Origin of the sequence: Haloarcula amylovorans (genome assembly GCF_004681185.1) — an archaeon.
GTDB lineage: Archaea > Halobacteriota > Halobacteria > Halobacteriales > Haloarculaceae > Haloarcula > Haloarcula amylovorans.
On sequence record NZ_SRIF01000002.1, the window covers coordinates 925,500 to 951,085 of the forward strand.

Genomic DNA, 25,586 nt, shown 5'->3' on the forward strand with positions numbered 1-25,586 from the left:
CTATGTCTACACAACGAGGACGCATCCGAGTCTCCGGATTCGACACCGACCGCGTGACCGAACGAGAGGCGTTGTCGGACTGGTCCGAAGCGACGAGCGGCGGCACAGAGAGCCGATGGCGACGAGCATTGCGACGCTTCCGACAGAACCGAGTCGCCATGCTGGGTGTCTACGTCGTCACGGCGATGGCCCTGCTGTCGGTGTTCGCTAAACCAATCACTATCGCGGGCATCCCCGTCCAGCCGTTCTCACTCGCGCCCTACGACCCGGGTCAGATACTGTACCTCGAACCCGGGTCGACCGTGGGCCGGTACGACCCGCCGACGCTCGCACACCCGATGGGAACCGACGCTTCGGGTCGGGACCTGTTCTCGCGGGTGCTGGTCGGCGGCCGGTACAGCCTCTCCATCGGCTTCGTCGTCGTCGGCATCACGGCTACCATCGGCATGATCTACGGGGCCGTCGCTGGCTACTACGGCGGCTGGGTGGACGAGATACTGATGCGCTTTGTCGACGTCATCTTCGCGTTCCCCGGCCTCGTGCTGGCGCTGGTCATCGTCGCCTTACTCGGCGGCGGCTACTGGCAGTTGGTCATCGCCTTCACCGTCCCCGGATGGGCCGGTTACGCCCGCCTCATCCGCGGAGAGATACTCTCCGTGAAGGAAAACGAGTACGTGCTGGCCGCGCGGGCGCTCGGCGCGCGCGACCGCTCGGTCATCTTCCGACACATCGTGCCCAACGCCATCGCACCGCTCATCGTGCAGGCGTCACTCTCCATCGGGACCGTCGTCATCGGCGTGGCGGCGCTTGGCTTCCTCGGCCTGGGTTTCGAACCGGGTACCCCCGAGTGGGGGACGATGCTCGACCAGACCCGAGAGACTCTCGTGCAGGGCCCCGGCGCGTCCATCCCGTGGTGGGCGACGGTGTTCCCCGGCGGAGCCATCTTCCTGTTCGTGATGGCGATGAACATGATCGGCGACGGGGTCAACGACGCGTTGGACGCCCAGGAAGTCGACAACGTCCAGCAGGGAGGCGGCGGATGACGCTGCTGGAAGTCAACGACCTCACGGTGAACTTCTACACCGAAGAGGGGGTCGTAACCGCCGTCGACGACCTCTCCTATCGCATCGAGAGCGGGGAGACGTTCGGCGTGGTCGGCGAGAGCGGGGCCGGAAAGTCGGTCACCGCCCTCTCGCTGATGCGTCTCATCGAGAGCCCCGGCCGCATCGAGAGCGGCGAGATCATCTTCCAGGGCGAGGACCTCTTAGAGATGAGCGACTCGGAGATTCGGGACGTGCGTGGCAACAAGATCGCCATGATCTTCCAGGACGCACAGACCGCGCTCAACCCGGTCTACAGCGTCGGCGAACAGATATCCGAGGCGATTCGTCACCACCTCGACTACGGCGACGCCGAGGCCCGCGAGCGGACCATTCAACTGCTCGACCGGGTCGGCATCCCCGACGCCGAGAGCCGCTACGACGACTACCCACACGAGTTCTCCGGCGGGATGCAACAGCGAGCGGTCATCGCCATGGCACTGTCCTGTGACCCGGACTTGCTCATCGCGGACGAGCCGACGACGGCGCTGGACGTCACGACGGAGGCGAAGATACTCGACGAGATTCAGGACCTCGCCGCGGAGTTCGACGCCGCCATCCAACTCATCACCCACGATCTCGGCGTCGTGGCGAAGATCTGCGAGCGCGTGATGGTGATGTATGCGGGTCGGCCCGTCGAGAAGGCCACCGTCGAGGACCTCTACTACGACCCGAAACACCCCTACACGGTCGGCCTGATGAGTTCGATTCCGCGCATCGGCGACGACCGCGACCGGCTACAGACCATCCCCGGGACGATGCCCGACCTCGTAGACGTGCCACCGGGCTGTTCGTTCCACCCCCGATGTCCCTACGCCGAGGAGTCCTGTACCCGGAAAGAGCCACCGCTGGTGGACCCCGAGACCGGCAACCCAGCGACAATCGACGACGAACGGGCCGCTGCGTGCCTCGCCTACACCGGTGACTTAGACGGCGAACTCGACTACGAAGTGACCGTCGAGGGCGAGGAACTCGACCGTATCGAGGAGGGACGAGATGTCCAGTAACGACCCCATCCTCCGCGTGGAGGGACTGAAGAAGTACTACGACTCCAGCAGCGGATTTCTCGACTCCCTGCTCGGCGGGGAACAGAAAGTGAAGGCCGTCGACGGCGTCGACCTCGAACTCCGCGAGGGGGAGACGCTCGGCGTCGTCGGCGAGAGCGGTTGCGGGAAGACGACGCTCGGCCGCGCCATCCTGCGGTTGACCGAACCGACCGACGGATCGGTGTACTACCGCGGCGACGACCTCACCGAGATAGGGTCAGGGAAGCTCCGCGACCTCCGGAAGGACCTGCAGTATATCTTCCAGGACCCCTTCGCCAGCCTCAACCCCCGGCTGACCGTCGGCGACATCATCGGCGAACCGCTCGACATCCACGACATCGCCGAGGGCGAGGCGCGCGAACAGCGCATCTACGACCTGCTGGAGACGGTGGGACTGAACGCCAGCCACTCCCATCGTTACCCCCACGAGTTCTCCGGTGGCCAGCGCCAACGCATCGGCATCGCCCGGGCACTGGCCGTCGACCCCGAGGTCATCATCTGCGACGAACCGGTATCGGCACTGGACGTCTCCGTGCAGGCCCAGATCCTTAACCTCTTGGAGGAGCTACAAGACGAGTACGGCCTCTCGTACGTCTTCATCGCCCACGACCTGAGCGTCGTCGAGCACATCTCCGACCGCATCGCGGTGATGTATCTCGGCGAACTCGCGGAAGTCGGGACGACCGAGGAGGTGTTCGACCCGCCGTATCACCCCTACACGGAGGCGCTGCTGTCGGCGGTGCCGGAACCGGATCCGCTGTGGGAGGGCGAACAGATATTCCTTCCCGGAACGGTGCCGTCGCCGCTCGACCCACCCTCCGGATGTCGGTTCCACACGCGCTGTCCGAAGGTCATCCAACCGGCGGAGTACGACCTCGAACAGGACGTGTGGCGCTCGGTGATGGACCTGAAACTGCGGGCAGCCGACGCCGACGACGTCGACTCAGTGACGGCCGTGACGGAGGGCGACGCAGTGGACGACCCGACGCAGGCCTCACGGGCCGAATTGGGCGAGTTGGTCCGCGCGGAGTTCGGGCTACCCGACCGTCTGGCCGACCCCGACGCCGAAGAAGCCGTCTCTATCGGAATCGATAAACTCCACGACGACGGCGTCGAAGCGGCGGCCGATCACCTCGATGCGGCGTTCACCTCGCCCTGTGAGACGACTCACCCCGACCAGATACCGACCGGCGACAGCCACCGAATCGCGTGTCTGCTGTACGACGACGAGTACGGCGACCGCGGCGAGGACGGCGCGGCCGGCGGCGCGTACGCCGACGACTGACAATATACCGACGCGTACGACTGACGGCATAACGCTTTCACCGCACACCACCTATCGACTCCAATGCGACGCATCTACGACTCACACGCGCTCAAGCGCGACGACGACGATTCGTTCGCCCCGGGCGAGCGCCGCGGCGACGATGCGACGCCGGCGGCGATGCGGTCGGTCCCCGGCGAGACGCTGAGTCGCCTGCTCGTCCCCGAGTGGCTCCGCAACCGCGCGCTCGGCGTCACTGTCGAGACGCCCCAGGACACCTACGAAGCGGGGACGGATATCCCGGTCCGTGTGACGCTGAAGAACGCGTTTCCGATTCCCATCACGATTCGGACGCCCACACCGCGTCTGTGGACGTGGGACGTAGACGGCCACCCCGAAGCGTCGAAAGTGCCAGTCGACCTTCCCGAGGAAGAGCGCGTCTTCTCGTTCGACCGCGGCGAGCGAAAGCGGTTCACCCGCCGCTGGTCGCAGTTGTTCAAGGTTAGCGAGACGGAGTGGGAACCGGCCAGCCCCGGCGAGTACACCATCGGCGCGTCGCTGGACGTGCCCGAGGCGGCCGAGAACGGACTGGCCGCCGAGACGACGGTCCGCATCGAGTCAGCATGACGGCGCAGGCTTTGCTCCGTCGCACCGAAAGGAGCGGCCATGTCTGAGGGGTCGTCGCCGCTGGCGCGGATTCGAAATCCCGAACATACCGGTGAGAACCGCTGTCTTCCGTGTACCGCGGTCAACCTCGTCATCGCAGTCGCGCTATCGGGACTCGCGGCGCTGGTTGCAGTCGAACTCGCCGCCGCCGTCGCCGTCGTCTCTGTGGCGGCCATCGCCTTGCGCGGATACCTCGTTCCGGGGACGCCGCGACTCACGAAACAGTACCTTCCCGAGCGCGTGCTTCGAGCATTTGGCAAAGACACCACGTCCACCGAACCCGACGATTTCGACACGTTGGAGAAAGTCAGGAACCACCGTGAGAACGCCGTCGACGCCGACGCGTTTCTGGCCGAGGAGGGAATCGTCACCGGCGAGGGCGAGGACCGCGAACTCACAGACGAGTTCGTCGCCGCCGCTGGCGACCAGCTAGATGCCCGGTCGGAGCGCACCGACCTGCGCGACCCGCTGGCGCACGCATTCGAAGTCGAACCCGACGACGTGACCGTCGAACGCGGCGACCACCCATCCGTGACCGTCGGCCACCGAATCCGCGAGTGGCCCTCACAGAGCGCGCTCAGCGTCGACGTGGCCGCACACGAGGCGTTGACCGAGTGGACCGACCGCTGGTCGGATGTCCCGCTCGAACAGCGGGTGAACATGCTGGAGACGATTCGCTCACAGTGGCCGGTGTGTCCGGCCTGTGGCGGGCGGGTCGAGGGGACCAGCGACGTGCAGACCTCCTGCTGTGGCGTCCACGAGGTGCTCGCCGTCGCCTGCGTCGACTGCGGGGAACGGCTTGCCGAACTCGACCCGACGACGCACGCTGGCCGCCTCGTGAGCTAACCGTACTGCCGAGTCTCCAAACGCCGCCGCGGCAGCGTAGAAACTTTCAAGCCGATAGCCGCTGGCGAAACCGTATGGCAAAGCGTATTCTCGTCCCCGTAGACGGGTCGGATCAGGCCAGCGCGGCCGCGACATTCGTCGCCGAGAACTACCCGGACGCGGCAGTCGTCTTCCTCCACGTCATCAACCCGGCCGAGGCGGGCTACAGCGCGCAGGCGTCCATGCCGTCGTTCTCCGAGGAGTGGTACCAACAGAAGAAGTCGGCGGCCGAGACGCTGTTCGACAGTCTCGAAGCCGAAGCCCGCGAGAGCGGCGTCGAGACGGTAGAGCGCGTTCTGGAGGTCGGCCGCCCGACCCAGACCATCGTCGAGTACGCTGAGGATCACGACGTCGACCAGATCGTGATGGGGAGCCACGGCCGGTCGGGCGTCTCACGAATTCTACTCGGAAGCGTCGCCGAGACTGTCGTTCGACGGGCGACGGTGCCCGTAACCGTCATCCGCTGACGGTGAGGCGACCGCGAGGACTGCCGTGATTACGCGTGAGAAACCACGGCTGTGTTGCCGTGATTACGCGTGCCGCACGATGTGCACGTCGTACTGCGGGTCCTCCGAGACCGGTGCGCCGACGCTCGACACGGGACTGGAGACGCGGCCCGCGTTCTCGCTGCCGACGAACACGATAGAGGCGTCCACCTCGTTCGCCACCGAGCGAATCGTCCGGACTACGTCCGTCGTGACCGAGGCCATCTCGCTAACGGCTTCGGGAATTTCGTAGCGGAACTCGGCGTCGGGGGCCACGTCCGCGACCCGGTCGCGGAGTCGGTCGGCGATGGTCTCGGGATCGAACGGGTCGTTGGCGCTGAGCCAGCCGCGTTCTAACGCGTAGTCCGGTTCGTCGGGAACGACCGCGAGTACCAGTACGTCCTCACCGGTGTACCCCGCGAACTCTGTCGCGCGTTCGAGGGCCGCTTCCGAGAGATCCGAGCCGTCGTAGGGGACGAGCAACGTCATGTCCGGGGCTTCGCCGGAGAGCGATAAAAAAGATAGCGCCATCTCGTTGTCACGTGCTATGAAACCCGTCGGCCGCCACTCCCACAGACACCGGACGCGACGAGCGACGTCAGTTGTACCTGTTCACTCTCTCTGTTCTCTCTTCTCGGCTCAAACGACGCAGGCAGCGAGGACTCGGACGGACACATATACGGAACTACGGCGTGCAGTTGGACTCGCAATGTCCGCCGATTCGCGCCCCAAATGGGAGTACAAGACGTTCGAACCGCCGAAAGGGCTGACCAAGCGGGAGACGGTCGACCCGACGGACGAACTGAACGAACTCGGCACGGAGGGATGGGAACTCGTCGAATCTATCAGTTACGACGGCGGCGGGACGAAGCTACTCGTCTTCAAGCGTCGGGTACTCGATGAGTGACACCAATCTCTCGACGGACGATACGCTGCGCGAACGGACCGACGTGAACAAGTACTGGTTCTGGCTCCTCCTCCAGGCCAACCGATGGGGACTCGCCATCGGCGTGGCGTTTCTCATCTTCGCGACGTTCATGCTCTGGGGGGCGTTGAAACCGGTGTCCATTCAGTCGACTATGCAATCGAGCGACATGGTCGAAACGTTGTTCGCCGGACTCGTCGGCGCGATTATCACGGGGACGACGCTGGTCGTCACGATCAACCAACTCGTCCTCTCTCAGGAAATCGGGTCACTCGGCAGCCAGCGCGAGCGGATGGATATCACGATGGACTTCCGACAAAACACCGACGAGCTGCTCGGGACGACGACGCCGGCCGACCCCGCGCTGTACCTGCAAGCGCTTATCGAGACGAGCGAACAGCGAGCGAAGACCCTCCGAGAAACGCTCTCTGCGGACGAGCACGGGGACCTCGCCGAGAAGGTCGACGTCTACGTCGAGGACCTCTTAGAGAACGCCGACCGCGCTCGTGAGCATCTCGAAGACGTCGACTTCGGGACGTTCGACGTGCTGTCGCCCGCGCTCGACTACAACTACGACCGGAAGATGCACGACATCCGACGGCTCAGACTGGATCAGGGCGACGACCTCGCCGACGAGGAGCGGGAAGCGTTCACGGCTCTCCTCGAAGCACTCACGATGTACGGGCCGGTCCGAGAGTACATCAAAGACCTCTACATCCAGTGGGCGCTGGTGAAGCTTTCGCGGGCGATTCTGTACGCAGCGGTCATCGCGCTCACCGTCGCCGGTGGAATGGTCGTCTTCGTCGATCCGACGACGTTCCAGGGAACGTTCCTCGGGTTTTCGCACATTCTCTGGGTTGTCAGCGCCGCTTTCGCCATCTCTGCGCTGCCGTTTCTTCTCTTTACGGCGTACATCTTACGGCTCGCAACGCTCGCGAAACAGACGCTCTCGATGGGACCGCTCATCCTCAGCTGAGCATCGTCGGCAGACCTCCCGGTCTCAGAAGATGTTCGCCTGCTGATAGACGCTGATGCCGTCCATCGTGATTTCGTAGGGCTTCGTCTCCCGGGAGTGGTTGGCGTTGCGTATCTTCTGGATTTCGACGGCCAGTCGCGTTTCCCGAGTTTCGGAACGGACGTACTGGAGGACGAAGACGGCGTCTGTGAGGTACTCGATGATGCCGTGTCTGGAGGCGTAGGGGTTGTCCTCGCTGGCCTCGGAGGTGAGCATCGTCGTCACCCCAGCGGCCTTCAGCGAGCGGGTGAAGTCGAACACTTCGGTACGGCGCTTAGCGGGACTATCGTACATCATCTCCAGCAGCGAGACGGAGTCGAGCACCAGCCGGTCGGCGTCGAAGTCCTCGATAAGATCGGGTAGCTCCCCGCGGATGTTGTCGAGGCTGTTGGCCATCTCGACGGGGTCTAAGTCGACCACCGCCAGCTGCTCGTTGGTCTCGTACTCGTCGAAGCCCCACCCGCGGTCGTTTGCGGTGTCCATGATAGCCGAGTGGGACTGTTCGAGCGTGATGAACACGCAGTTCTCGCCCCGTTCGAGCCCGTGATGGAGAAACTGCAGTCCGAACGTGGTCTTGCCGGTCCCCGCCGACCCGACGGTGACGACCAGATGCCGTTCGGGAATTCCGCCCTGTATCATCTGGTCGAGTCCGTCGATGCCGATGTCGATGCGCGGGATGTCAGACTCGAAATCCTCGTCCGCGAACTCGCCGTCGCTTCCGCCGCCATCCGGACCGGCCGCCGAATCGAACGCGCTGGCGAAGTCGTCGTCGAAGAGTCCGCCACTGCCGCCGTCGCTTTCGCTAAACTGATCGTTGCCATCGGAACCCCCGAACGGACTTTCGTCGGCATCGAACGGGCTTTCACTGCCGTCGTCGAACGGGCTTTCACTGCCGTCGTCGAACGGACTGTCTCCACTGTTTTCGACCGGACTCTCGGCACTCTCAGTGTCGCTATCGGCGGAGCGTGCGGCGTCGGATGACTGGGTCGCGGTTTCTTCGTCGACGGCGCTCTCGAACCAGTCGTCCCCCTCCTCGTCGCTCATCGTCCCGACCACCGGCCACGGACGCAGGCCATGGAATCCGATTTATTCCCAGACGGATATAACCTTGCCGTCGTGCAGGGTTTATACGTACCCGCCGGAAACTCACGGGTAATGACCGTCGGTATCGTCGCCCAGCGGGACAACGACCGGGCGATGTCGCTTGCGAGTGAGCTGGCCGACCGCCTCGCGGACGTGGACGCGTCGGTGGCCGTAGACGAGACGACGGGCGAGGCGCTCGTCGACCACGACGCGTGGCAGGCGGCCCGACCGACCAGCAGACCGGTCGAGGAGATGCGCGACTGCGACCTCGTCGTCAGCATCGGCGGCGACGGGACGTTTCTCTACGCCGCCCGCGGTGCGGGGTCGACGCCGCTGATGGGCGTCAACCTCGGCGAGGTCGGCTTTCTGAATGCCCTGGCTCCCGAGGAGGCCGTCGAGACGGTCGTCGCGGAGGTCGAACACATCCAGAAGACCGGAAGCGCTCGCACCCGGGCGATGCCGCGGCTGCGGGCCAGCGGTCCCGGCTGGGAGCTCTCGCCCGCGCTCAACGAGGTAGTCGTCCAGGGAACGCACCGCGGGAGCGGCGGCGGCGGGGAGTTCGAAGTGTACGTCGACGGATCGCTGTACACCAGTGGCCACGCGGACGGAGTGCTGGTAGCGACGCCGACGGGTTCGACGGCGTACAATCTAAGTGAGGGCGGCCCGCTCGTCCACCCCGACGTTCCCGCCCTCGTCGTCACGGGGATGGCCCCGGACGACGGGATGCCGCCGCTGGTGGTGAGCGCCGACAGCGACATCTTGGTAGAGCTGACGGACGCCGAAAACGGCGTCGTCGTAAGCGACGGGCGAGTGCGCCAAGAGATCTCGCCGCCGGAACGGGTGTCGCTGACACGAGCGAGCGAACCCATCCGGCTGGCCGGGCCACCGCTCGATTTTTTCACTGCGCTCGGGAAACTAGCCTAGCGGCGGCCGACGGCGTACAGCACCGGCGCGAGCGCCAGCAAGACGATGCCGACGACTTTGTACTGAAACGCCGTCCCCAGAAAGCTGCCGGCGTTCGGTTCCAGCATTCCCGTGGGGAGGATGAGTAACAGCGCACCGATACTGATGGTGTGGATGCCGAGCACGCGGAGCGACCGCATGGGCAAGATGCCGAGGATCCCGACGACGAACCCGAAGAGTAGCACGTCGCCGACGGTGTAGTTAAGCAGGAAACTGTCGACGAGTTGCAGCGGTGGCGCGAGCATTCCTGTTCCGAATCTCGCCGTGACGCAATCTTTAAAGTTCCGTTACGTCACCGCTCCTCGGTGTGTCCCGAGTCATCTCCGGCCGAGTAGCGGTACTGAACGGCCACTAGTACTTATATGAGGGGGGACAGCAATTAGGCAGTACCGTGTCAGAGTCCACTGCGGACGCGACTGTCCTCGTCGTCGACGACGAAGAGGAGGTCGCAGATGTCTACGCGTTGCGGCTCCGCAACCACTACCAGACGGAGACTGCGTACGGGGGGCAGGCGGCGCTCGACCGCATCGACGACGATATCGACGTCGTACTGTTGGACCGACGGATGCCGGACGTCGCCGGCGACGAGGTGCTCGCGGAGATTCGCGAGCGAGACGTCTCGACTCGCGTCATCATGATAACCGCGGTCGATCCGGATTTCGATATCATCGAACTGCCGTTCGACGACTATCTCTGTAAACCCGTCGAGAAGGAGGCGCTCGTCGCAGCCATCGACCAGCAGCTGGCCGCCCGTCGCTACGACGACCGACTCGCCGAGTATCTCGAACTCACGTCGAAACTCACGCTACTGGAAGAGGAGAAACAGCCCCAGACGCTCGAAGCGGACGAACGTGTCGACGCGCTCCAGCGCCGGGTCACCCGACTGAAAGCGGAGATGGACGACGCGCTCGTCGAGTTCGAGGACACCGGTACCGCGTTCGAACAGACCGGACGCGGGTCGAAGTGACGAGAGCCAACGCTACGACGACGTATCGACGGGCGTGAAAACGAGGTAGCCGCTACTCGCGCCATCGACCGTGCGCAGCCGAAACGAGACGGGGCCGCCCGGGGTCTCGGCGGTGACGACGGTGTCTACGTCTCCTTCGAGGACTGTCTCAGTATCGAGCGTCTCGATGCCCGCGACTGGCAGTGTCTCCGAGAGCGGTGTCCCTTCCAGTCGATCGGGCGGCACGTCGAAGCGCTCGCCGAAGGCGCGGTTCGCGGCGCGGACGACGAGCCCGTGGCCCGTCTCGGCGTAGTACAACACCGGGTCGGGGTGGCCATCGAAGAGGTCGGTCGGTTCCGGCCCGTCGGATACTGACGGGGAGACATCGACTGTCATCGTCTCGTCGGTCGTCTCCAGGTCGTCCTCTGACTGTAGCAGTTGGGCGAGCGCACCGAAGCCGCCGCCAAGTGCGACGCCGAGTCCGAGCGCGACCTCTCGGCTCACCGGGAGGTCGACGAGACTGTCCGCGGCCAGCAGGAGTGCCGCGAGCGCGACGGCACCGCCGGCGATCCAGACGACGATGCCGCCGACGCTACGCAGTCGTCCCGTGTCCCCCGTCTCGTCGTCCACTCCTTCGACCATCGTTCACGCTCTCGTCGGGCGACGGGTTAACGTTTTTCGAGACGAGCCGAGACGCGCCGATCTGACAGGAATTCGTCTCGATGGCCGCGTAACGTCACTCGGTGTCCGCGGCCAGTACTCTGTTCTCGATGTAGTCGTCGATGGCGTCGCGCATCGCCGGCATGGGGTCGTCGTTTCGCGTCGCGTTCTGGAGCGTGATGCCGTCGAGCGTAGCCATAAGGAACTGTGCGGTACGGTCGGGGTCGACGTCCACGAAGACGCCTTTCTCGACTCCCTCCTCGATGAGTCCCGAGATGCGCTCAGTGAAGCGTCGGTCTGTCTCGGTGAACTTCGCTCGGTACTCCGGGTTTCGAACTGCCTGTGCACGGAGTTCGACGTACGCCTCTAGAAACTCTTCCTCTGCCGGTATCTCCTCGCAGAAGTCGTACGAGCCGAGGATGATGCCGAAGAACGTCTTCAAGTCGGCCTCCGGGTCGCCGGACGTCTCTAGCTGGAAGACGCGATCGAACTCTTCGAGGATGAACGAAAGAAAAGAGAGTAACAGGTCGTCTTTCCCGTCGAAGTGGTGGTAGAACGTCGACTTGCTGAGGTCGGCCTCGTCGGCGATGCGTTGGATAGAGAGTCCCGCATATCCGTGTTCCTGTAGCGCGTAAAACGTCGCACGCATGATCGCCTCGTGCGAGTCCACCGGTTCGCCGGTGAACGGCATCTCGTCGGTCATCCCGAACGAATATTCGGTCGGGCATGAAAAACCCTTCGTACCAGTTGGGGACCGGAACGTTGATATTGGACCGAACGTTCGTTCGATACGAGATGACCGATTGGACGTTCGGGTCCGCCACCGCCGACGACCCGAGATTCGTATCGACTGCAGCGACCTCTTCTGACACCACTTCCATCAACGTATGAACCGCCGTACACCACTGACGCTGACCGTTGTTGCACTTCTGCTTGCCGCCGGCACTGCCGCCGCGGCGGTAACCGGAAGTCCGAACATCGACGCAACACTTGCCGACAACACCGTCTCTCCCGGTGAGGAGACCACCCTCGATGTCGTCCTCGTCAACAGCGGCGACGTCACGACGGGGTCGGCACGTAACCCGAGTCTGAGCAACGAGGTGACGACCGCTCGCGCCCTCAAAGTCGATGTCCAGAGCGGCGACGCGCCGATAAACGTCGTCACGTCCAGACAGTCGATTGGCACGCTCACGTCCGGGCCGCCGACGACGGTGTCGTTCGCCGTCAGCGTCGACGAGGACGCCGACCCCGGCCGCTACCGAGTGCCCGTCGAACTCGACTACGAGTACACGAGCTACATTTCCGAAGAAGACGGGAGCCGAACAGACTCCGAGGCGTCGGAGACCGCCTACGTCACCGTTCGCGTCTCCGACGACGCCACCTTCGACGTGACGAACGTCAATTCGAGTGCCCGGGTCGGTTCGACGGGGACCGTTGGCGTCACCGTCGAGAACACCGGTGAATCGGCCGCCCGCGACGCCGCCGTTACCCTCCAGAGCCAGAATCAGGACCTCGGCGTGGGCGGTGGCACGGCGAGTTCCCGCTACGTCGACGAGTGGGAGTCCGGCGAGTCCCGAACTTTCCAGTACAGCGTCTCCGCCGCTGAGAGCGCGGAGCCCGAACCCTATCAGTTCAACCTCTCTGTCGGCTTCGACAACGAGAACGGCGTCCGCAAGCAGTCCGTCGGCACCTCCGTCGGCATCGCTCCGGACCCCCAGCAGACGTTCTCGGTGGTCAGTACCGAAAATGACGTCTCCGTCGACGACACCGGATCGTACTCGCTGACGCTCCGCAACGAGGGACCGGTGACCGTCAGCGACTCGACGGTGACCGTCGCCTCCCAGAGTTCCGACATCACCTTCGGCGAGGCGTCTTCGACGACCCAGTACGTCGGCGAGTGGGAGCCCGGCGAGACCCGCACTGTTACGGTCGACGCCACGGCCGGGCCGAACGCCGAGAACCGTAATTATGCGCTCACCACGTCGGTCAACTACGAGGACCCCGAGGGCGATTCGGGCGTCGAGGAGGGCCTGTCGGTCGGCCTCCAGCCGGGACCCGAACAGGACTTCTCCCTCTCGAACGTCAACGCGACGCTGCAGGCCGGTGAGGACGGTCAACTCGAAGCGACGCTGACCAACGAGGGCCAGCAGACCGTCGAGAACGTCGTCTTGAAGTGGGACAGCGACCACAGTAACCTCTCGCCACAGGAGACTCAGTACGCCGTCGGTGACCTCGGCGCGGGCGAGTCAGCCACCGTGAGCTTCGGTGTGGACGCCTCCGACAGCGCCGAGGCGGGGCCGCGACAGTTCGACTTCGTTGCGCAGTATCAGGGCAACAGCGGTGATACGAAGGAGAGCGGCGGGCTGCAAGTCCGCGCCAACGTCGCGGCCAGCCAGGACGAGTTCGTCGTCGAGTCGACCAACACGACGGTCAGTCCCGGCGGCTCTGAGACCATCGAACTCACGGTGACGAACAACGAGGACGTCACGCTTTCGGACATCTCGGCGAAACTGTTCGCCGACTCGCCCATCTCGGTGACCGACGACGAGGCCTACGTCGCCAGCCTCGGACCCGGCAACTCCACGACGATTCGCTTCGGCATCAGCGCCAGCGGCGGGGCGATGGAGAAGGCCTACCCCGTCTCGCTGGACTTCCAGTACACCGAACCCGACGGCGACTCGCCGGTCTCAGATACATACCGGGTCGCAGTCGACGTGAACTCCGAGAACGACGGCGGCGGCTTCCCGCTCATCGGCATCGCGGCCGTCGTCTTACTCGTGAGCGTGCTGGCAATCGGCGGCTACGCCAGGTACCAATAGGATGGATCACCAGCGCTACATCGACTGGGCGGACGACCGCATCGTCGACGACTCGCGGAAAGTCGTCCTGACGTTCCTCGTCGTGACGCTCCTCTTTAGCGCTGGCCTCGGCAACGTCTCGACGAATGCCGGGACCTCGCAGTTCACGACCGGTCTGCCCGCCGAAGAGGCGTTCTCACAGGTCAACGACGAGTTCTCGCCGGCGTTCTCGGCGGATACGGGCAACACACAGCTCATTCAGAAGGGCAACAACGTCCTCTCGAAGGACGCGATGGTGCGGATGCTCAAGGCTCAGAAGTGGCTTCAGGAGAAAGACGGGCTCCGCGTGACCTCCACGTCGAGCGCCGCGAGCATTGTCGCCATGCAACTGGACCCGACGGCGACGACGCCCGAACAGCAGATTCGCGCCATCGAGTCCGCCACCACGACCGAGATAGATGCCGCTGTCCGGCGGGCCGCCGCAGAGAACCCGCAGTTCACCAGCCTCGTCAGCAGCGACTTCAACCGCGGCTCCGCGTCCGCCTCGGCCACGCTCGGACTCGTCACTCACGAGATACCCGCCGGTATCTCCTCGGGGTCAGGACAGGGCGGTTCGAGCCCCCTGACCGGCATCCAACAGCAGGCCCAGCTCACGGTGGGAGCGGCCGGCCACGGGAGTATCGTCGTGTTCGGTTCGGGCATCCTCGCCGCGGAGTTCTCGAACGTCGTCATCGACTCGCTGATACTCACCGTCCCCGCGGCGGTCCTCTTCATCCTCTTCTTCCTCACGATCGCCTACCGTGACCTCGCGGACATGGCACTCGGCCTGATCGCGCTGTTCATGGCCATCGTCTGGACGTTCGGGTTTATGGGACTGGCCGGTATCCCGTTCTCACAGATGCTCATCGCGGTGCCGCCGCTGTTGCTCGCGGTCGGCATCGACTTCGGCATCCACGCCATCAACCGCTACCGCGAGGAGCGCGTCGAGGGCGTCGGTATCGATAAATCGATGCGCATCACGACTGACCAGTTGCTCGTAGCCTTCTTCATCGTCACCGGGACGACGGTCATCGGCTTCGCGGCGAACCTCACCAGTTCGCTCCCGCCGATTCAGGACTTCGGGTTCGTTGCCGCCATCGGCATCACGTTCACGTTCCTCATCTTCGGCGTGTTCCTGCCCGCCGCGAAGGTGGAGTTAGACGAACTGAGACAGCGGTATCCGATCCCGACGTTCGCCCAGACGCCGCTGGGCTCCGAGGGGTCGAGACTGGGCGGCGTGCTCCGCGGCGGCGTCGCCATCGCCGAGCGAGCGCCTGTGGTCTTCCTCCTTTTGACGCTGGTACTCACGGCGAGCGCTGGCGTCTACGCGACGGGCGTCTCGACGTCGTTCTCGCAGGACGACTTCCTGCCCCCGGAGGACAACCCCGACTGGATCATGTCCCTGCCCGAACCGTTCGCGCCGAGCGACTACACCGTGACCCAGCGGACGAACTTCCTCGAAGAGAAGTTCGACTCGACCCAGAGCGGGCAGGCGACCATCTTCGTAGAGGGGCCAATGCGGCAGGACTCCACGCTCGAACGGATTTATCGCGCCGGTGACGACCCACCGGATTCGTTCGTCCGCGAGGACGGCCGGGCCGCCTCGACGTCGATCGTCACGGTCATCCAGGATCGGGCCGCCCGCGACCCCGAGTTCCGACAGTTGGTCCGACGCAACGACCAGAACGACAACGGCGTTCCCGACGACAATCTCGGGGAGATCTACGAGTACCTGCTGGAGTCCTCCTCGCGGGACCAGGCGTTGAACTACCTCGCCGAGGACTACCGGAGTACACGCGTCGTCTACACCGTCGAATCGAGCGCGAGTGACTCCGAAGTTACCGAAGATACCCGAAGTGTCGCCAGTGACTTCCCCCACTCGGCGACGGCCACCGGCTCGATCGTCGTCTTCCAGGCGGTCACGGATGTCATCCTCGAATCGGCCATCCAGTCGCTGGCGATCGCGTTGGCCGGTGCGACGGCGTTCCTCGTCTTCATCTACCACGTCTTAGAGGGCCGCCCCTCGCTCGGCATTGCGAACATGGTGCCGGTCGTCGTCACCGTCGCCCTGTTGGCGGCGACGATGCGGCTACTCGCCATCCCGTTCAACGCCATCACGGCGACGATGCTCGCCATCACCATCGGGCTGGGCGTGGACTACTCCGTCCACGTCACCCACCGATTTGCCGACGAGATGCACGAACACGACCTCGTGACGGCACTTGACCGGACGGTCCGCGGGACCGGTGGCGCGCTGTTCAGCAGCATGCTCACCACCGTCTTCGGTATCGGCGTGCTGGCGCTCGCGGTATTCCCCGCCATCGGGCAGTTCGGCATCCTGACGGCGATGTCCATCGCCTACGCGTTCCTCACCTCGCTGCTGGTTCTCCCGTCGGTACTCGTGGTGTGGGACCGGCTGACTAACCAGCGCCGTCCGCTCAGGTCGCTGTTCGACCTCGATTGGTCACAGCCTACTCGCCCGACTGAGGGCGACGACTGAGACGGACTGGCTCCCGTCACCCCGTCTGCTCTCGGGTCGTTTCTGTCCGCTCGATGCACGGTACTGAAGCCTTTATCCGGGGGCACCCCTAGCCTCCGATATGACCCACGTCGTCATCATCGGCGCGTACGGGAGCGCCGGCGCAGCCGTCGCCGGCGACCTCGTCGACGAAGCGGACATCGAACTCACCCTCATCGACGACGGCGACCCCGGCGGCGGCCTCTGCATCCTCGAAGGCTGTATGCCATCGAAAGAGGTACTGTCGGCCGGAGCCCACCGCTTTCAGGCCCGTCACGACCACCGACTGGTCGGCGACGTTCCCGACGTGGACTTAGAGGCCGTCGTCGAACAGAAGAACGACCACACCCGCGGGTGGGCCGGCCACCGTCGTGACTCTATCCACTCGATGGCCGAGCGCGACCACGTCGAGTTCATCCACGACACGGCGACGTTCGTGGACGACCACACCGTCCGGGCCGGCGGCGAGGAGTACGAGGCAGACTACGTCGTCATCGCCACTGGCTCGTCGGTCAACGTTCCCGACCTCCCGGGTATCGACGAGGTGGACTTCATGACGAGCAAAGACGTCTTACACGCCACCGAGTTCCCCGACTCGGGACTCGTGATGGGCTTCGGGTACATCGGGATGGAGATGGTCCCCTACCTGGCCGAAGCAGGCGGGATGGAACTCACCGTCGTCGAACACGACGAGCGCCCCATCGACGAGGCCGACCCGGCCTTCGGCGACGAAGCGCTCTCTATCTACGAAGACAACTGGGACATCGACATTCCCACCAATTGCCACGAGCAGCGCCTCGAAGAGACCGAAGACGGCGGCGTCCGTCTCTATGTGGAATTTGACGACGGGACCGAAGACACCTACGAGGCCGACGAGCTGTTCCTCTTCACCGGCCGACGGCCCACCCTCGGCGGCCTCGGACTGGAGAACACGTCAGTCTCGGCCGAGGGCGAGTGGGTGCGCGAAACGATGCAGACGACGGACGCCGACCACGTCTACGCCGTTGGCGACGTCAACGAGAAGGAACCTGTCCTTCACGTCGCCAAGGAGCAGGGCTTCACCGCCGCCGAGAACATCCTCCGGCAAGAAGCCGGGAGCGAGCCACAGGCCTACGAGAACGTTCACCACCACGTCATCTTCTCGGGACTGGGCGTCTATCCGTTCGCCCGCGTCGGCCACAACGAACAGAGTGCGAAAGAGGCGGGCTACGATATCGTCACCGCCACCAGACAGGCCAGCGACGACGGCGTCTTCAAGTCCAAGGATGTCCCCGAGGGGCTCTCGAAACTCGTCGTCGACGCCACGGACGGCACCGTCATCGGGTGGCAGGGCCTGCACTACCACGCCGACAGTTTCGCGAAGATGCTCCAACTCGTCGTCGAGATGGGACTGGACGTGCGCGAGTTGCCCGACAGAGCGTACCACCCGACGCTCCCCGAGAACTTCGACGGCCTCATCCGCGACTGCGTGGCCGAACTCGACGACTGACGTTCACCCCGACGAGGGGTAGTTCTGTACCTCGACGAACTCGGTGCCGCCACAGGCCGCACACTTCTCGGGCGGCGTATAACTGTGGTCCGGTGGGTCACCGTGGACCGTTCCGGCGACAACGGTGTGACACCCCTCGCAGACGTACTCCTGTGGGCGTTCGGGCTGGTGTGCCATGTGGTGTCATTCGAGATACACGTACATAAGCGTGCGTCTAGGGCGGCGGCTTCCGTCGGCGCTCTCTGCTCACTCGTGCCCGGGCGCGCGAGCGGCCAACACGGGCATCTCGGCGATTCGCTCCGCTTCGAGCGCATCCCAGTCCACACCGTCGGGTCTGTCGTAGGGCGTCTCCATCTCGATGGTCCGGTCGGGCGTCACGACGGAGTCCATCGGCACGTCGTGGGCGTCGATGGGGACTTCGCTCTCGACGACGCCCTCGGGGCCGCCGGCCACCTGCAGTTCGTGGACCGTCGTGACGATAGTCGTAGATTCGTCGACGAGACCGAGTTCGGCGAGTACCGCGTATTCGAGATCGCTGAACCCCTCGCCTTTGCCGATGCGTGCGCCGTCTTCGGTGACTGCGACTGACCCCGAGACGACGAGGTCCACGCTCTCGACAGCCTCGGGACCGACTTGTTCGGCGTGGTCGGCGACGTTCGAGACGGCGGGCGCGGCTTCGATATCGTCCACCCCTGCGGGGTCGAGTTCGTAGAAACACCGCTCGTCCCGAAGCCGCGGAACGGCCATGTAGACGGTCTTGCCCGCCCGCAGCGCCGCCCGGCGAACCGGGAGCTGCGGCGAATCGGGGTTGGCCTTCACCGTCTCGGCGGCGTTCCAGACGGCCGTCTCGGTCAGGCGGTCGGTCGCCCGCTCGGCCCCCTCGAAGTTCGGAATCCGGTCGTGGGGCGGAAACGGGAAGCGCGCGACTCCCTCCGATTCGAGGGCGTCCCACACCGCCTCTCGTATCGCCTGCTTGTCCATGGGGGTCGGTCGCCCACGTTCGCAAAAAGCGTTTAGTCCGGTCGCGTTCCAGACGAGAGCGATGACGGCCGAACGCGTCTCCCGGTGGGCCCGCCGTCACGTCGCCGTCGGCGCGCTCTTCCTCGTCGCGTGGCAACTGGCGGCGCTGTTCGGAGTCCCCCATCGAACCGGCGTCACGCTGGGCCTCTACGGGTTCGTCCTCCACACCGTCGTCGGGAAGGGGTACGCGCTCGTCCCGGCGTACTTCGACCGCTCGCTCGCCTTTTCCCGCGCGCCCGCCGCTACCCTTCCGCTCTTGACGCTGGGGACGTGCGGGCTGGCAGTCGCGCCGATGGCACCGCTCACTCGGGCGGCCGCCGTCGCCGGTGCGGCCTGCTGGGCGCTCGGAGCGGTCGGGTTCGTCGCGGCGCTTGGCTGGACGGTCCGTGACAATCTCTCCGGGGCCGAAACGGGAACCGGCGAGGCGAACGCCGAGCGGCGGCGGATCGACCGCCTCGCCAACGCGTTCGTGCCGGTGGTCTTCGCGTACTTTGTTGCGGGAGCCTACGAGACGGTGGCCGTTACCGCTGGACTGCCAACGCTGGCCGGTCGCGGCGCGGCCAGTGCTAGCCACCTCCTCGCGGCCGGGGTCGGCGCGTTGCTGATATTCGCGGTCGGGTTCCGCCTCCTTCCCCGATTTCTCGTCGCGTCGCCGCCAGTTCCCCTCGTCGCCCTCGTCCTTCCGGCAGGAGCCGTCGGTCCCGCACTCGTCGCCGGCAACCTCTGGGGCGGCGTCTGGTTCCGCGTCGGTGCCGTCGCCGAGAGCGTCGCTGTCCTCGGGTTCGCGCTCGTCTTCGTCGCCCTCTTCCGCCGTTCATCCCGACGCCGCGTCGGGTTTTACGGCCCGCTGCTCGGCGTCCTTGCAGGCGTCGCTGGCGTCACGCTCGGCCTGCACTTCGCCTTCGCCGACGCGGTTGCGGGTGGGCCGCTCGCGCACTATCGACTGAACCTGCTGGGCTTTCTCGGAACGACTATCGTCGGCGTGGCCTACCAGTTCTACCCGCCCGCCGTCGGGACGTTCCTCGGTGCCAGCGACCGGACGGCGCTCGTCTCGCTTGGCTGTTTGGCCGCCGGCGTCGGCGTCGAAGCCGCCGCGTTACTGGTCGGGATTACGCCGCTCGTCGCTCTCGGCCGACTGGTCGCGCTCGTCGGCGCGAGCCTGTACGCGTACCTGTTGCTCGGTCTCTTTCGGGAACGGTACGGCACTCGCTGACGGTTTCGCCCGCCACGACGCCCTCAGAACTCGTAGTGGGCGATCTCCGTCGAATCGCACGCCGGACAGCGACCGGCGGCTTCCTCGACGGTCGTGCCACACTGTCGACACTCACGGAGGGACTCTGTCCGCTCGGTGACGGAGCGCCGCAACTGGTCGAACATATCTCCGTCCAAGAGCGGGACGGGTATATACGCCAGCCAACCGGCGTGAAAGTGAAAACCGGCAGACGAAGTGGGGATTGGACGACGACCGTCAGACGATCGTCAGACGTTCGGTCGGTGACAGCAGCGAGGGCGACGTTCCGAGTCAGTTGCCGGTCGAGTGACGCTGGCCGACGACGGCGCAGACGGCGTTCAAGAGGAGGAGGCCGACAACCAGTAGCGGGGTCGAGGCGGCGGTACCGGTCACCAGCGTCCCCACGATGACGAGGGGAAGCGGGATAGTCGCCCAAAAGGCGACTCCCCGGACCGCGGCGATGGCCGACTGACGGAGCGTGGAGAGCAGGGAGCGGGCAGTTGCGAGGGCGGACGGGCGTGGAAGGGACGACTCTGCGGTGGACATGAGTGGGTTCTCTATTCGAAGCCACGACCCCTACCCCCATATAACAGAGATATTATTGGCATGAATTCACCATCTCACTGTCGTTTTAGAACGTTTTATAACCCTTTTACAGCAGCTGAAAGTGCTGAAAATGGCCGAATTGCGCTTCGGAGATCCCGGAACTGGCCACCGCTCGGTAGGACTCGATCTCGGTGGGTCGGCCGGTCGGATCCGGCGACTCCTCGATCCGACTGCGTGGACCGCGTCTCGGACAGACACGATGCAAACATGACAGCAAACGACAGCTACACTGCGAGCGGAACGGAGTAGGTCGGCGATAACAAAGCCCGCGTTCCGAGAGTGCTCGCTCAATGGGTACTGATGCAGATGTCGAGGGAGCGGCAGAGCACTGTAACACCGTCCTCGATGCGGTGTCGAGAGCGGTCATCGCCGACGAATCGACGCTCGAAACGGTCCTCTCGGGGTTTCTCTCCCGGGGACACGTCCTGCTCGAAGACGTCCCGGGCACCGGGAAGACGCTCACCGCGCGCTCGCTCGCGTCGGCGCTCGGGCTCTCGTTCTCGCGCATCCAGTTCACACCGGACCTCCTACCGGCGGACATCACCGGCACGTACGTCTTCAACGAGCAGACTCAAGCCTTCGACTTCCGGGAGGGACCGATATTCGGCAACGTCGTGCTAGCCGACGAGATCAACCGCGCGTCGCCGAAGACCCAAGCGGCGCTGCTCGAAGCGATGGGCGAGGGACAGGTCACCATCGATGGGGAGACCCACGCGCTGCCGGAGCCCTTCTTCGTCATCGCCACGCAGAATCCCATCGAGCAGGACGGCACGTTCCCGCTGCCGGAGGCACAGGTCGACCGCTTCGTCGTGAAGACGAGTTTGGGCTACCCCGACGAAGCCGGTGAGCGCGAACTCATCGACCGGCGGGCCGCCCGAACCGACCGGACGCCCACCGTGGGGACCAGCGCGGCTATCGACCCTGCGGCACTCCGGCAGGCACCCGAGTCCGTCCACGTCGAGGACGAGGTTCGCGCGTACGTCGTGGACCTCGCGCGCGCGAGCCGCGAAGACAACCGCGTCGCCACGGGCGTCTCCCCGCGGGCGACACAGCGTCTCTTCGAGGTCGCCAGAGCCCTCGCGGTCGTTCGCGGGCGGAGCTACGTCACGCCGGACCACGTCGCCCGCATCGCGCCCGACGTGCTGGCACACCGCCTCGTCCTGACGCCGGACGCCCGCGTGGACGACGTGGACAAGCGCGCCGTCGTCGACGACTTGCTGGATTCGGTGCCGGTGCCGACGGTCAGTTACGCGGACGGTCGAAACTAGTCTTCTCTCCGGCTTCGCCTGCTAGCGGTACAGTGCGGCCATCAGGGCAATCGCGCCGACCAGCAACGCCAGTAGCGTCGAGAGCGGCAGTCCAGCCGCGCCGTTCTCGAAGAGCAGTAGCGTCACGACGACGAGAACGACACCGTAGGCCGTCGAGATTCCGGCGTGGACCAGCTCGACCGAGCGCGTGTCGGCGTCGGTCCGCAACTGCTCGCCGAGGCTGATGCCGTGTTCTGCGACGTCCCACGCGACGATAGCGGCCGCAACGGCCGCGAGCAGCGCGAGTGGTCCCGCCCGCTCGAAGATGCCGCTGAGGGCGACGGCAACGACGAGCGCGGCGAGACCGGCGGAGACGAACCGACGGGCGAAGCGCTGGCTGACCGGACGCACGCCCAATCCGACGAGGACGACACCGACCAGTCCTGGGAACAGTTCCAGTCGCGCGCCGGATGTCGAAAGCGAGGTGAGCGCCAGTGCGAACGCGGCGAGGACGACGAGCAAGCCGACGGCCGTCCCGAGATACTGGACGGGGCGGTCCAGCGCCGTCCCGTCGGGATAGCGCCCGCTGACGAGGAGAATCGCTACGCCGAGGAGCGTGAGCGCGACGACGCGGTGCTGGGCGGCCGTGCGGACGAGTATCGCCGTCGCACCGGCCGCGAGGAGCACCGCCAGGCTACTGGCAATTGGCGTCGGCCGGTGAGCAATCGACTCGCTCACGCCGACCACCCCCGCCGTTGCTCGTCGAGCAAGACCGCGCCGAGCGACGCGGTCGGTCCCCAGTCGACGACCGGAACCCCGGCCCCTCGAAGCGAGTGGAGGCGATTCGTCCGCTCGACCCGCGCGAGTTCCTGCCCGAGCGTGCCGTCGGCCGTCACGTCGGGGCTGACCACCGTCGTCGCGTGGCCGTCAGCCTCCATCGTGCGGACCGCCTCGACGATCGCTTCGTCGGCCAGCGGCGAGAACACGACGATCTGCGTGTCCCGACCGAGGCGTTTGCGCAGTTGCTCGGTCTGTCGCTGGATGTCGCCGTCCTCGTCGGCGGTCGGTGGTCGGGCCGACAGCGTCGGGTGGGTCTGGAGCAACTGTCGGAGGCGGCTCTGGTGGTCCGGGCCGACACCGGGCGCGCGAAAGCAGAACTCGCGACCGAACGCGGCCAGACCGACGAAGTCGCGGGTGTCGGCAAGCGCCGAGAGCAGTTGCTCGACACCGGCCAGTCCGTGGGCGACGGCGTTGGGTTCGTCGTCGCTCCGCGAGCGATAGGCCGGTTCGCGGGCGTCGAGCAGGAACAGTATCGAGGCCCGGCGTTCCTCGCGGAAGTCGATGGTCGTGAGCTCGCCCGTGCGCGCCCAGCGCTTCGAGTCGATGCGGCCCATCGGGTCGCCAGGGCGGTACTCGCGGACGGTGTGGAACTCGATGCCGCTCCCGCCGTCGTCGGTCACCAGCCGACCCGCGTGGCCGTTGGTCTGCTGGCGGAGCGGGACCGCGGGAACGGACTCGGCGCAGTCGATCTCCGTCCCGGCGGCCACCGTCGTCTCCACTTCGTGTGCGCCCGTCGGGTCGCGAACGACGACGGTGGCGGGGTCGAACTGGTGGCGGCCGTGGTCGGCCCCGACCTCGTAGCTGAACTCGGTGCTCTCGCCGGGGCGAAGCACCGCGCCGTGGCGGGGGCTGCCCGACGCGACGGTGAGCATCGGCGGCACGCCGTCGATTATTCGGACGTCGGTGAGCGTGCTGTCGCCGACGTTCGTCAACCGCGTCGTCACCGTGACCGGGTCGCCCCGGTCCGGGTGGTGGTCGTCGACCCGGCGGTCGAGTTCGAACTCGACGCTCGGCGGGCCAGTCAGGCGCGGATACAGCGCGAAGCCCGCGCCGACGACGCCCGCGAGCATCACTGGCGGGCGGTCGGTGAGGATGCCGACGGCGACAGCGAACAGCGCGACGGCGACGATGCCGCGCCAGCGGCCAGTTGCCCTGACTGCCGTCATCGCATCTCACCGCCGTTGGTCTCGCCGCTGCTGGCTTCTGGCTGGCTCGTGCGGTGCTCACCCTCTATAGAGCGCTCCGGTTCGGTCTCTCGGGTGAGTTCCCTCGCTGTCGCTCGCGCACCGTGTTGGACCCACGAATCGCCGAGCAGCCACAGCTTCGCTCGCTCGCCCAGTGCGGGCGAGGACGGTTCGTCGCTGAGAAACTCACTGGCCACGGGGTCGTCCGTCCAGCGGCCGCCAGCGACGCGCTGGCGGGCCTGCTCGCGTGAACGACCGTCTCGAATCTCCGCGCGGACGGCCGCGGTTCGTAACCGCTCGCGGAGGGCTTCGGCGGTCTCGCCGCTGTCGCGGTGACGCGGGATAGTTGTCCCGAGAAGACCGTCGAACCCCTCACCCGGTCGGGGCGCGTCGAGTATCGTCTCCGGGTCCGGCGGGTCCGCCTGCGTGACACTGCCCGTTGCGCGCCGACCCACCATCCACGCCAACACTGCCAGCGCGACGCCGCCGAACAGGCCGAGCAGGAAGTAGTCGTTCCCCAACGCATCGACCAGCGCCTCGGCCGGGAGCGACGACGCCGCACCCGGGACGACTGCAACCCCCAACGCGGCGGTGCCGAGTGCCACCAGCAGCCCCCAGCCGAGTCGGCGCACGCTAGAGACCTCGCTCATCTGCTGTCGTCCTCCCGTTGTGGACTGTTGTCCTCCTGCTGTTCGCCGTCATTTTCCGGTCGTTCATCGTCACCCGTCGATCGGCCGCCGTCGCTTTCCAGCCGTCCGCCATCCAGCGTCCGCAACGTCTCGCGGGCGTGGCGCTCTCGCTCCTCGGTCGGCGGTGCGCCGCCGTACTGCACGTCCTCGAAGGCCCGGCGCAGTCGATGTACTGCGTCGGCGTCGAACCCTGTCTCAACGGCGGCGCGGGCGCAGTCTCGCGGCGTCCGCATCCGCGGCCGACTCACCCCTGCTCGCGTGACCAGCTCGACCCACGCCCGCTGCACCTCGTTCTCCGGGGCGGGGACTGCCCGCTCGCCTCGCGCCTCGTCGCTCGACTCGTCGACGAACCGCCCGAACAGCGCCCGCAGGCGCTCTCGGTAGTAGTAGGCGACGCCTACGAGCGCGGCGAGCACCAACAGCGCCGCCAGTAGATCGAGGAGGGTACTCTGTGAGACGGGGTCCGGTTGTGAACTCGCGCTCGAACTCTGTTGACTCTGTGAGCTAGACGAAGACGACGAGGAAGACGAAGATGAAGACGACTGGGACTGTGACTGGCTCGTCTGCTGATCGTACTGGTCGTGCAGTTGCTGTGCGGCCTCCTCGACGTCGTCACCGCTGTCGCCGAGGGGAAGCGCCTCGTACTCTACGTCGATGGCGTCGGACGGGTCGGTCTCCATTGACGACCCCAGGGTCGACGCGGAGAACGTCAGGGCGACGACGACGGCGACGGCGATGCTGACCGACACTGCTCGTTGTGCATTCATTGTCCCTTGGAGTGGCGACGCGAGTCGCCGAACTGGTTCGGTCTGCATCAGGCGACGGCGTTGTTATAGGCCGATTACGCTTGCAACGGACGCAACTGCCGATGGGACAGTCCGGCGGGA

Annotated in this window: 28 protein-coding genes; 15 read left to right on the forward strand and 13 right to left on the reverse strand. The window is 65.7% G+C overall.

The window, feature by feature from the left end; translation table 11 throughout:
* Positions 1-2: 2 nt before the first annotated feature.
* The 6 genes from E4S61_RS11970 to E4S61_RS11995 all read left to right on the forward strand — a co-directional run bounded on the left by E4S61_RS11970 (position 3) and on the right by E4S61_RS11995 (position 5,428).
* The gene (locus E4S61_RS11970) at positions 3-1,043 is read left to right on the forward strand and encodes an ABC transporter permease (protein WP_135304167.1); all 1,041 of its coding nucleotides are present in this window, start codon (positions 3-5) and stop codon (positions 1,041-1,043) included.
* On the forward strand, positions 1,040-2,107 hold the full coding sequence (locus E4S61_RS11975) for an ABC transporter ATP-binding protein (protein WP_135304168.1): 1,068 nt from the start codon (positions 1,040-1,042) through the stop codon (positions 2,105-2,107). The genes E4S61_RS11970 and E4S61_RS11975 overlap by 4 nt, the downstream gene beginning before the upstream one ends.
* Entirely contained in the window at positions 2,097-3,431 is a 1,335-nt protein-coding gene (locus E4S61_RS11980; RefSeq protein ID WP_135304169.1) for an ABC transporter ATP-binding protein, read from the forward strand. The genes E4S61_RS11975 and E4S61_RS11980 overlap by 11 nt, the downstream gene beginning before the upstream one ends.
* Before the next feature lie 63 nt (positions 3,432-3,494).
* The gene (locus E4S61_RS11985) at positions 3,495-4,037 is read left to right on the forward strand and encodes a hypothetical protein (protein WP_135304170.1); all 543 of its coding nucleotides are present in this window, start codon (positions 3,495-3,497) and stop codon (positions 4,035-4,037) included.
* Between the two features lie 39 nt (positions 4,038-4,076).
* Positions 4,077-4,922, forward strand: a complete 846-nt coding sequence (locus tag E4S61_RS11990; RefSeq protein WP_135304171.1) for a hypothetical protein — start codon at positions 4,077-4,079, stop codon at positions 4,920-4,922.
* A gap of 74 nt (positions 4,923-4,996) precedes the next feature.
* Positions 4,997-5,428, forward strand: a complete 432-nt coding sequence (locus E4S61_RS11995; protein WP_135304172.1) for a universal stress protein — start codon at positions 4,997-4,999, stop codon at positions 5,426-5,428.
* Positions 5,429-5,491: 63 nt separating this feature from the next.
* Here E4S61_RS11995 and E4S61_RS12000 read toward each other — a convergent pair whose 3' ends face one another.
* Positions 5,492-5,935, reverse strand: coding sequence for a universal stress protein (locus tag E4S61_RS12000; protein WP_135304173.1), 444 nt, complete (start codon positions 5,933-5,935; stop codon positions 5,492-5,494).
* Between the two features lie 220 nt (positions 5,936-6,155).
* On the opposite strand from E4S61_RS12000, the gene E4S61_RS12005 reads away from it, so the two are divergent.
* Both E4S61_RS12005 and E4S61_RS12010 read left to right on the forward strand, forming a co-directional pair.
* On the forward strand, positions 6,156-6,353 hold the full coding sequence (locus E4S61_RS12005) for a DUF4177 domain-containing protein (protein WP_135304174.1): 198 nt from the start codon (positions 6,156-6,158) through the stop codon (positions 6,351-6,353).
* On the forward strand, positions 6,346-7,347 hold the full coding sequence (locus E4S61_RS12010; RefSeq protein ID WP_135304175.1) for a hypothetical protein: 1,002 nt from the start codon (positions 6,346-6,348) through the stop codon (positions 7,345-7,347). Before E4S61_RS12005 ends, E4S61_RS12010 begins: the two co-directional genes overlap by 8 nt.
* 24 nt (positions 7,348-7,371) lie before the next feature.
* On the opposite strand, the gene E4S61_RS12015 is transcribed toward E4S61_RS12010, so the two are convergent.
* Positions 7,372-8,430, reverse strand: coding sequence for a KaiC domain-containing protein (locus tag E4S61_RS12015; protein WP_135304176.1), 1,059 nt, complete (start codon positions 8,428-8,430; stop codon positions 7,372-7,374).
* A 111-nt stretch (positions 8,431-8,541) separates the two neighbouring features.
* Here E4S61_RS12015 and E4S61_RS12020 point away from each other — a divergent pair, with 111 nt between their 5' ends.
* Complete coding sequence (locus E4S61_RS12020; RefSeq protein ID WP_135304177.1) at positions 8,542-9,393, forward strand: NAD(+)/NADH kinase; 852 nt, start codon at positions 8,542-8,544, stop codon at positions 9,391-9,393.
* Here E4S61_RS12020 and E4S61_RS12025 read toward each other — a convergent pair.
* A complete protein-coding gene (locus tag E4S61_RS12025; protein WP_135304178.1) occupies positions 9,390-9,677 on the reverse strand; it encodes a hypothetical protein in 288 nt (95 codons plus the stop codon). The genes E4S61_RS12020 and E4S61_RS12025 overlap by 4 nt on opposite strands.
* Before the next feature lie 146 nt (positions 9,678-9,823).
* On the opposite strand from E4S61_RS12025, the gene E4S61_RS12030 reads away from it, so the two are divergent.
* Complete coding sequence (locus E4S61_RS12030) at positions 9,824-10,399, forward strand: response regulator (RefSeq protein ID WP_135304179.1); 576 nt, start codon at positions 9,824-9,826, stop codon at positions 10,397-10,399.
* A gap of 12 nt (positions 10,400-10,411) precedes the next feature.
* On the opposite strand, the gene E4S61_RS12035 is transcribed toward E4S61_RS12030, so the two are convergent.
* Positions 10,412-11,020 carry a PAS domain-containing protein gene (locus E4S61_RS12035; protein ID WP_245180702.1) on the reverse strand — a complete coding sequence of 203 codons (609 nt, stop codon included), beginning with the start codon at positions 11,018-11,020 and terminating at the stop codon, positions 10,412-10,414.
* Between the two features lie 94 nt (positions 11,021-11,114).
* Entirely contained in the window at positions 11,115-11,741 is a 627-nt protein-coding gene (locus tag E4S61_RS12040; protein ID WP_135304180.1) for a TetR/AcrR family transcriptional regulator, read from the reverse strand.
* A 184-nt stretch (positions 11,742-11,925) separates the two neighbouring features.
* On the opposite strand from E4S61_RS12040, the gene E4S61_RS12045 reads away from it, so the two are divergent.
* The 3 genes from E4S61_RS12045 (at position 11,926) to E4S61_RS12055 (ending at position 17,882) form a co-directional block, all read left to right on the forward strand.
* Entirely contained in the window at positions 11,926-13,857 is a 1,932-nt protein-coding gene (locus E4S61_RS12045) for a COG1361 S-layer family protein (protein ID WP_135304181.1), read from the forward strand.
* A gap of 1 nt (position 13,858) precedes the next feature.
* Complete coding sequence (locus E4S61_RS12050; RefSeq protein WP_135304182.1) at positions 13,859-16,375, forward strand: efflux RND transporter permease subunit; 2,517 nt, start codon at positions 13,859-13,861, stop codon at positions 16,373-16,375.
* A gap of 100 nt (positions 16,376-16,475) precedes the next feature.
* A complete protein-coding gene (locus tag E4S61_RS12055; protein ID WP_135304183.1) occupies positions 16,476-17,882 on the forward strand; it encodes a dihydrolipoyl dehydrogenase family protein in 1,407 nt (468 codons plus the stop codon).
* Between the two features lie 3 nt (positions 17,883-17,885).
* Here the strand turns inward: E4S61_RS12055 and E4S61_RS25420 are convergent, their stop codons facing one another.
* Together E4S61_RS25420 and E4S61_RS12060 are read right to left on the reverse strand one after the other, a co-directional pair.
* Positions 17,886-18,059: a hypothetical protein gene (locus E4S61_RS25420; RefSeq protein WP_167768486.1), complete on the reverse strand. Its 174-nt coding sequence runs from the start codon at positions 18,057-18,059 to the stop codon at positions 17,886-17,888.
* Between the two features lie 69 nt (positions 18,060-18,128).
* Positions 18,129-18,863: a 5-formyltetrahydrofolate cyclo-ligase gene (locus E4S61_RS12060; RefSeq protein ID WP_135304184.1), complete on the reverse strand. Its 735-nt coding sequence runs from the start codon at positions 18,861-18,863 to the stop codon at positions 18,129-18,131.
* A gap of 61 nt (positions 18,864-18,924) precedes the next feature.
* On the opposite strand from E4S61_RS12060, the gene E4S61_RS12065 reads away from it, so the two are divergent.
* Positions 18,925-20,115, forward strand: coding sequence for a hypothetical protein (locus tag E4S61_RS12065; protein WP_135304185.1), 1,191 nt, complete (start codon positions 18,925-18,927; stop codon positions 20,113-20,115).
* A 23-nt stretch (positions 20,116-20,138) separates the two neighbouring features.
* On the opposite strand, the gene E4S61_RS25425 is transcribed toward E4S61_RS12065, so the two are convergent.
* Positions 20,139-20,279: a hypothetical protein gene (locus E4S61_RS25425; RefSeq protein WP_167768487.1), complete on the reverse strand. Its 141-nt coding sequence runs from the start codon at positions 20,277-20,279 to the stop codon at positions 20,139-20,141.
* Between the two features lie 145 nt (positions 20,280-20,424).
* The gene (locus E4S61_RS12070; RefSeq protein ID WP_135304186.1) at positions 20,425-20,679 is read right to left on the reverse strand and encodes a hypothetical protein; all 255 of its coding nucleotides are present in this window, start codon (positions 20,677-20,679) and stop codon (positions 20,425-20,427) included.
* Positions 20,680-21,029: 350 nt separating this feature from the next.
* Here E4S61_RS12070 and E4S61_RS12075 point away from each other — a divergent pair, with 350 nt between their 5' ends.
* Positions 21,030-22,007 (forward strand): AAA family ATPase, encoded by a 978-nt coding sequence (locus E4S61_RS12075; RefSeq protein ID WP_135304187.1) that lies wholly within the window; start codon positions 21,030-21,032, stop codon positions 22,005-22,007.
* A 21-nt stretch (positions 22,008-22,028) separates the two neighbouring features.
* On the opposite strand, the gene E4S61_RS12080 is transcribed toward E4S61_RS12075, so the two are convergent.
* Genes E4S61_RS12080 through E4S61_RS12095 form a run of 4 tightly spaced genes read right to left on the reverse strand, consistent with a single transcriptional unit; the run spans position 22,029 to position 25,514 of the window.
* On the reverse strand, positions 22,029-22,724 hold the full coding sequence (locus tag E4S61_RS12080) for a DUF7519 family protein (protein WP_135304188.1): 696 nt from the start codon (positions 22,722-22,724) through the stop codon (positions 22,029-22,031).
* Entirely contained in the window at positions 22,721-23,992 is a 1,272-nt protein-coding gene (locus tag E4S61_RS12085) for a DUF58 domain-containing protein (protein ID WP_135304189.1), read from the reverse strand. The genes E4S61_RS12080 and E4S61_RS12085 overlap by 4 nt, the downstream gene beginning before the upstream one ends.
* On the reverse strand, positions 23,989-24,660 hold the full coding sequence (locus tag E4S61_RS12090) for a DUF7269 family protein (RefSeq protein ID WP_135304190.1): 672 nt from the start codon (positions 24,658-24,660) through the stop codon (positions 23,989-23,991). Before E4S61_RS12090 ends, E4S61_RS12085 begins: the two co-directional genes overlap by 4 nt.
* Positions 24,657-25,514 carry a DUF4129 domain-containing protein gene (locus E4S61_RS12095; protein WP_135304191.1) on the reverse strand — a complete coding sequence of 286 codons (858 nt, stop codon included), beginning with the start codon at positions 25,512-25,514 and terminating at the stop codon, positions 24,657-24,659. Before E4S61_RS12095 ends, E4S61_RS12090 begins: the two co-directional genes overlap by 4 nt.
* Positions 25,515-25,586 lie beyond the last annotated feature (72 nt).

Excerpts from the sequence above, each read along its gene's own strand:
- E4S61_RS11980 (WP_135304169.1), top strand. The coding sequence starts at position 2,097 with ATGTCCAGTAACGACCCCATCCTCCGCGTGGAGGGACTGAAGAAGTAC.
- E4S61_RS25420 (WP_167768486.1), bottom strand. The coding sequence starts at position 18,059 with ATGGCACACCAGCCCGAACGCCCACAGGAGTACGTCTGCGAGGGGTGT.
- E4S61_RS12055 (WP_135304183.1), top strand. The coding sequence starts at position 16,476 with ATGACCCACGTCGTCATCATCGGCGCGTACGGGAGCGCCGGCGCAGCC.
- E4S61_RS11995 (WP_135304172.1), top strand. The coding sequence starts at position 4,997 with ATGGCAAAGCGTATTCTCGTCCCCGTAGACGGGTCGGATCAGGCCAGC.
- E4S61_RS12000 (WP_135304173.1), bottom strand. The coding sequence starts at position 5,935 with ATGACGTTGCTCGTCCCCTACGACGGCTCGGATCTCTCGGAAGCGGCC.
- E4S61_RS11990 (WP_135304171.1), top strand. The coding sequence starts at position 4,077 with ATGTCTGAGGGGTCGTCGCCGCTGGCGCGGATTCGAAATCCCGAACAT.
- E4S61_RS12045 (WP_135304181.1), top strand. The coding sequence starts at position 11,926 with ATGAACCGCCGTACACCACTGACGCTGACCGTTGTTGCACTTCTGCTT.
- E4S61_RS11985 (WP_135304170.1), top strand. The coding sequence starts at position 3,495 with ATGCGACGCATCTACGACTCACACGCGCTCAAGCGCGACGACGACGAT.
- E4S61_RS12015 (WP_135304176.1), bottom strand. The coding sequence starts at position 8,430 with ATGAGCGACGAGGAGGGGGACGACTGGTTCGAGAGCGCCGTCGACGAA.
- E4S61_RS12020 (WP_135304177.1), top strand. The coding sequence starts at position 8,542 with ATGACCGTCGGTATCGTCGCCCAGCGGGACAACGACCGGGCGATGTCG.
- E4S61_RS12070 (WP_135304186.1), bottom strand. The coding sequence starts at position 20,679 with ATGTCCACCGCAGAGTCGTCCCTTCCACGCCCGTCCGCCCTCGCAACT.
- E4S61_RS25425 (WP_167768487.1), bottom strand. The coding sequence starts at position 20,279 with ATGTTCGACCAGTTGCGGCGCTCCGTCACCGAGCGGACAGAGTCCCTC.
- E4S61_RS11970 (WP_135304167.1), top strand. The coding sequence starts at position 3 with ATGTCTACACAACGAGGACGCATCCGAGTCTCCGGATTCGACACCGAC.
- E4S61_RS12025 (WP_135304178.1), bottom strand. The coding sequence starts at position 9,677 with ATGCTCGCGCCACCGCTGCAACTCGTCGACAGTTTCCTGCTTAACTAC.
- E4S61_RS12050 (WP_135304182.1), top strand. The coding sequence starts at position 13,859 with ATGGATCACCAGCGCTACATCGACTGGGCGGACGACCGCATCGTCGAC.
- E4S61_RS12090 (WP_135304190.1), bottom strand. The coding sequence starts at position 24,660 with ATGAGCGAGGTCTCTAGCGTGCGCCGACTCGGCTGGGGGCTGCTGGTG.
- E4S61_RS12085 (WP_135304189.1), bottom strand. The coding sequence starts at position 23,992 with ATGACGGCAGTCAGGGCAACTGGCCGCTGGCGCGGCATCGTCGCCGTC.
- E4S61_RS12095 (WP_135304191.1), bottom strand. The coding sequence starts at position 25,514 with ATGCAGACCGAACCAGTTCGGCGACTCGCGTCGCCACTCCAAGGGACA.
- E4S61_RS12075 (WP_135304187.1), top strand. The coding sequence starts at position 21,030 with ATGGGTACTGATGCAGATGTCGAGGGAGCGGCAGAGCACTGTAACACC.
- E4S61_RS12060 (WP_135304184.1), bottom strand. The coding sequence starts at position 18,863 with ATGGACAAGCAGGCGATACGAGAGGCGGTGTGGGACGCCCTCGAATCG.
- E4S61_RS12035 (WP_245180702.1), bottom strand. The coding sequence starts at position 11,020 with ATGGTCGAAGGAGTGGACGACGAGACGGGGGACACGGGACGACTGCGT.
- E4S61_RS12065 (WP_135304185.1), top strand. The coding sequence starts at position 18,925 with ATGACGGCCGAACGCGTCTCCCGGTGGGCCCGCCGTCACGTCGCCGTC.
- E4S61_RS12005 (WP_135304174.1), top strand. The coding sequence starts at position 6,156 with ATGTCCGCCGATTCGCGCCCCAAATGGGAGTACAAGACGTTCGAACCG.
- E4S61_RS12040 (WP_135304180.1), bottom strand. The coding sequence starts at position 11,741 with ATGACCGACGAGATGCCGTTCACCGGCGAACCGGTGGACTCGCACGAG.
- E4S61_RS12010 (WP_135304175.1), top strand. The coding sequence starts at position 6,346 with ATGAGTGACACCAATCTCTCGACGGACGATACGCTGCGCGAACGGACC.
- E4S61_RS11975 (WP_135304168.1), top strand. The coding sequence starts at position 1,040 with ATGACGCTGCTGGAAGTCAACGACCTCACGGTGAACTTCTACACCGAA.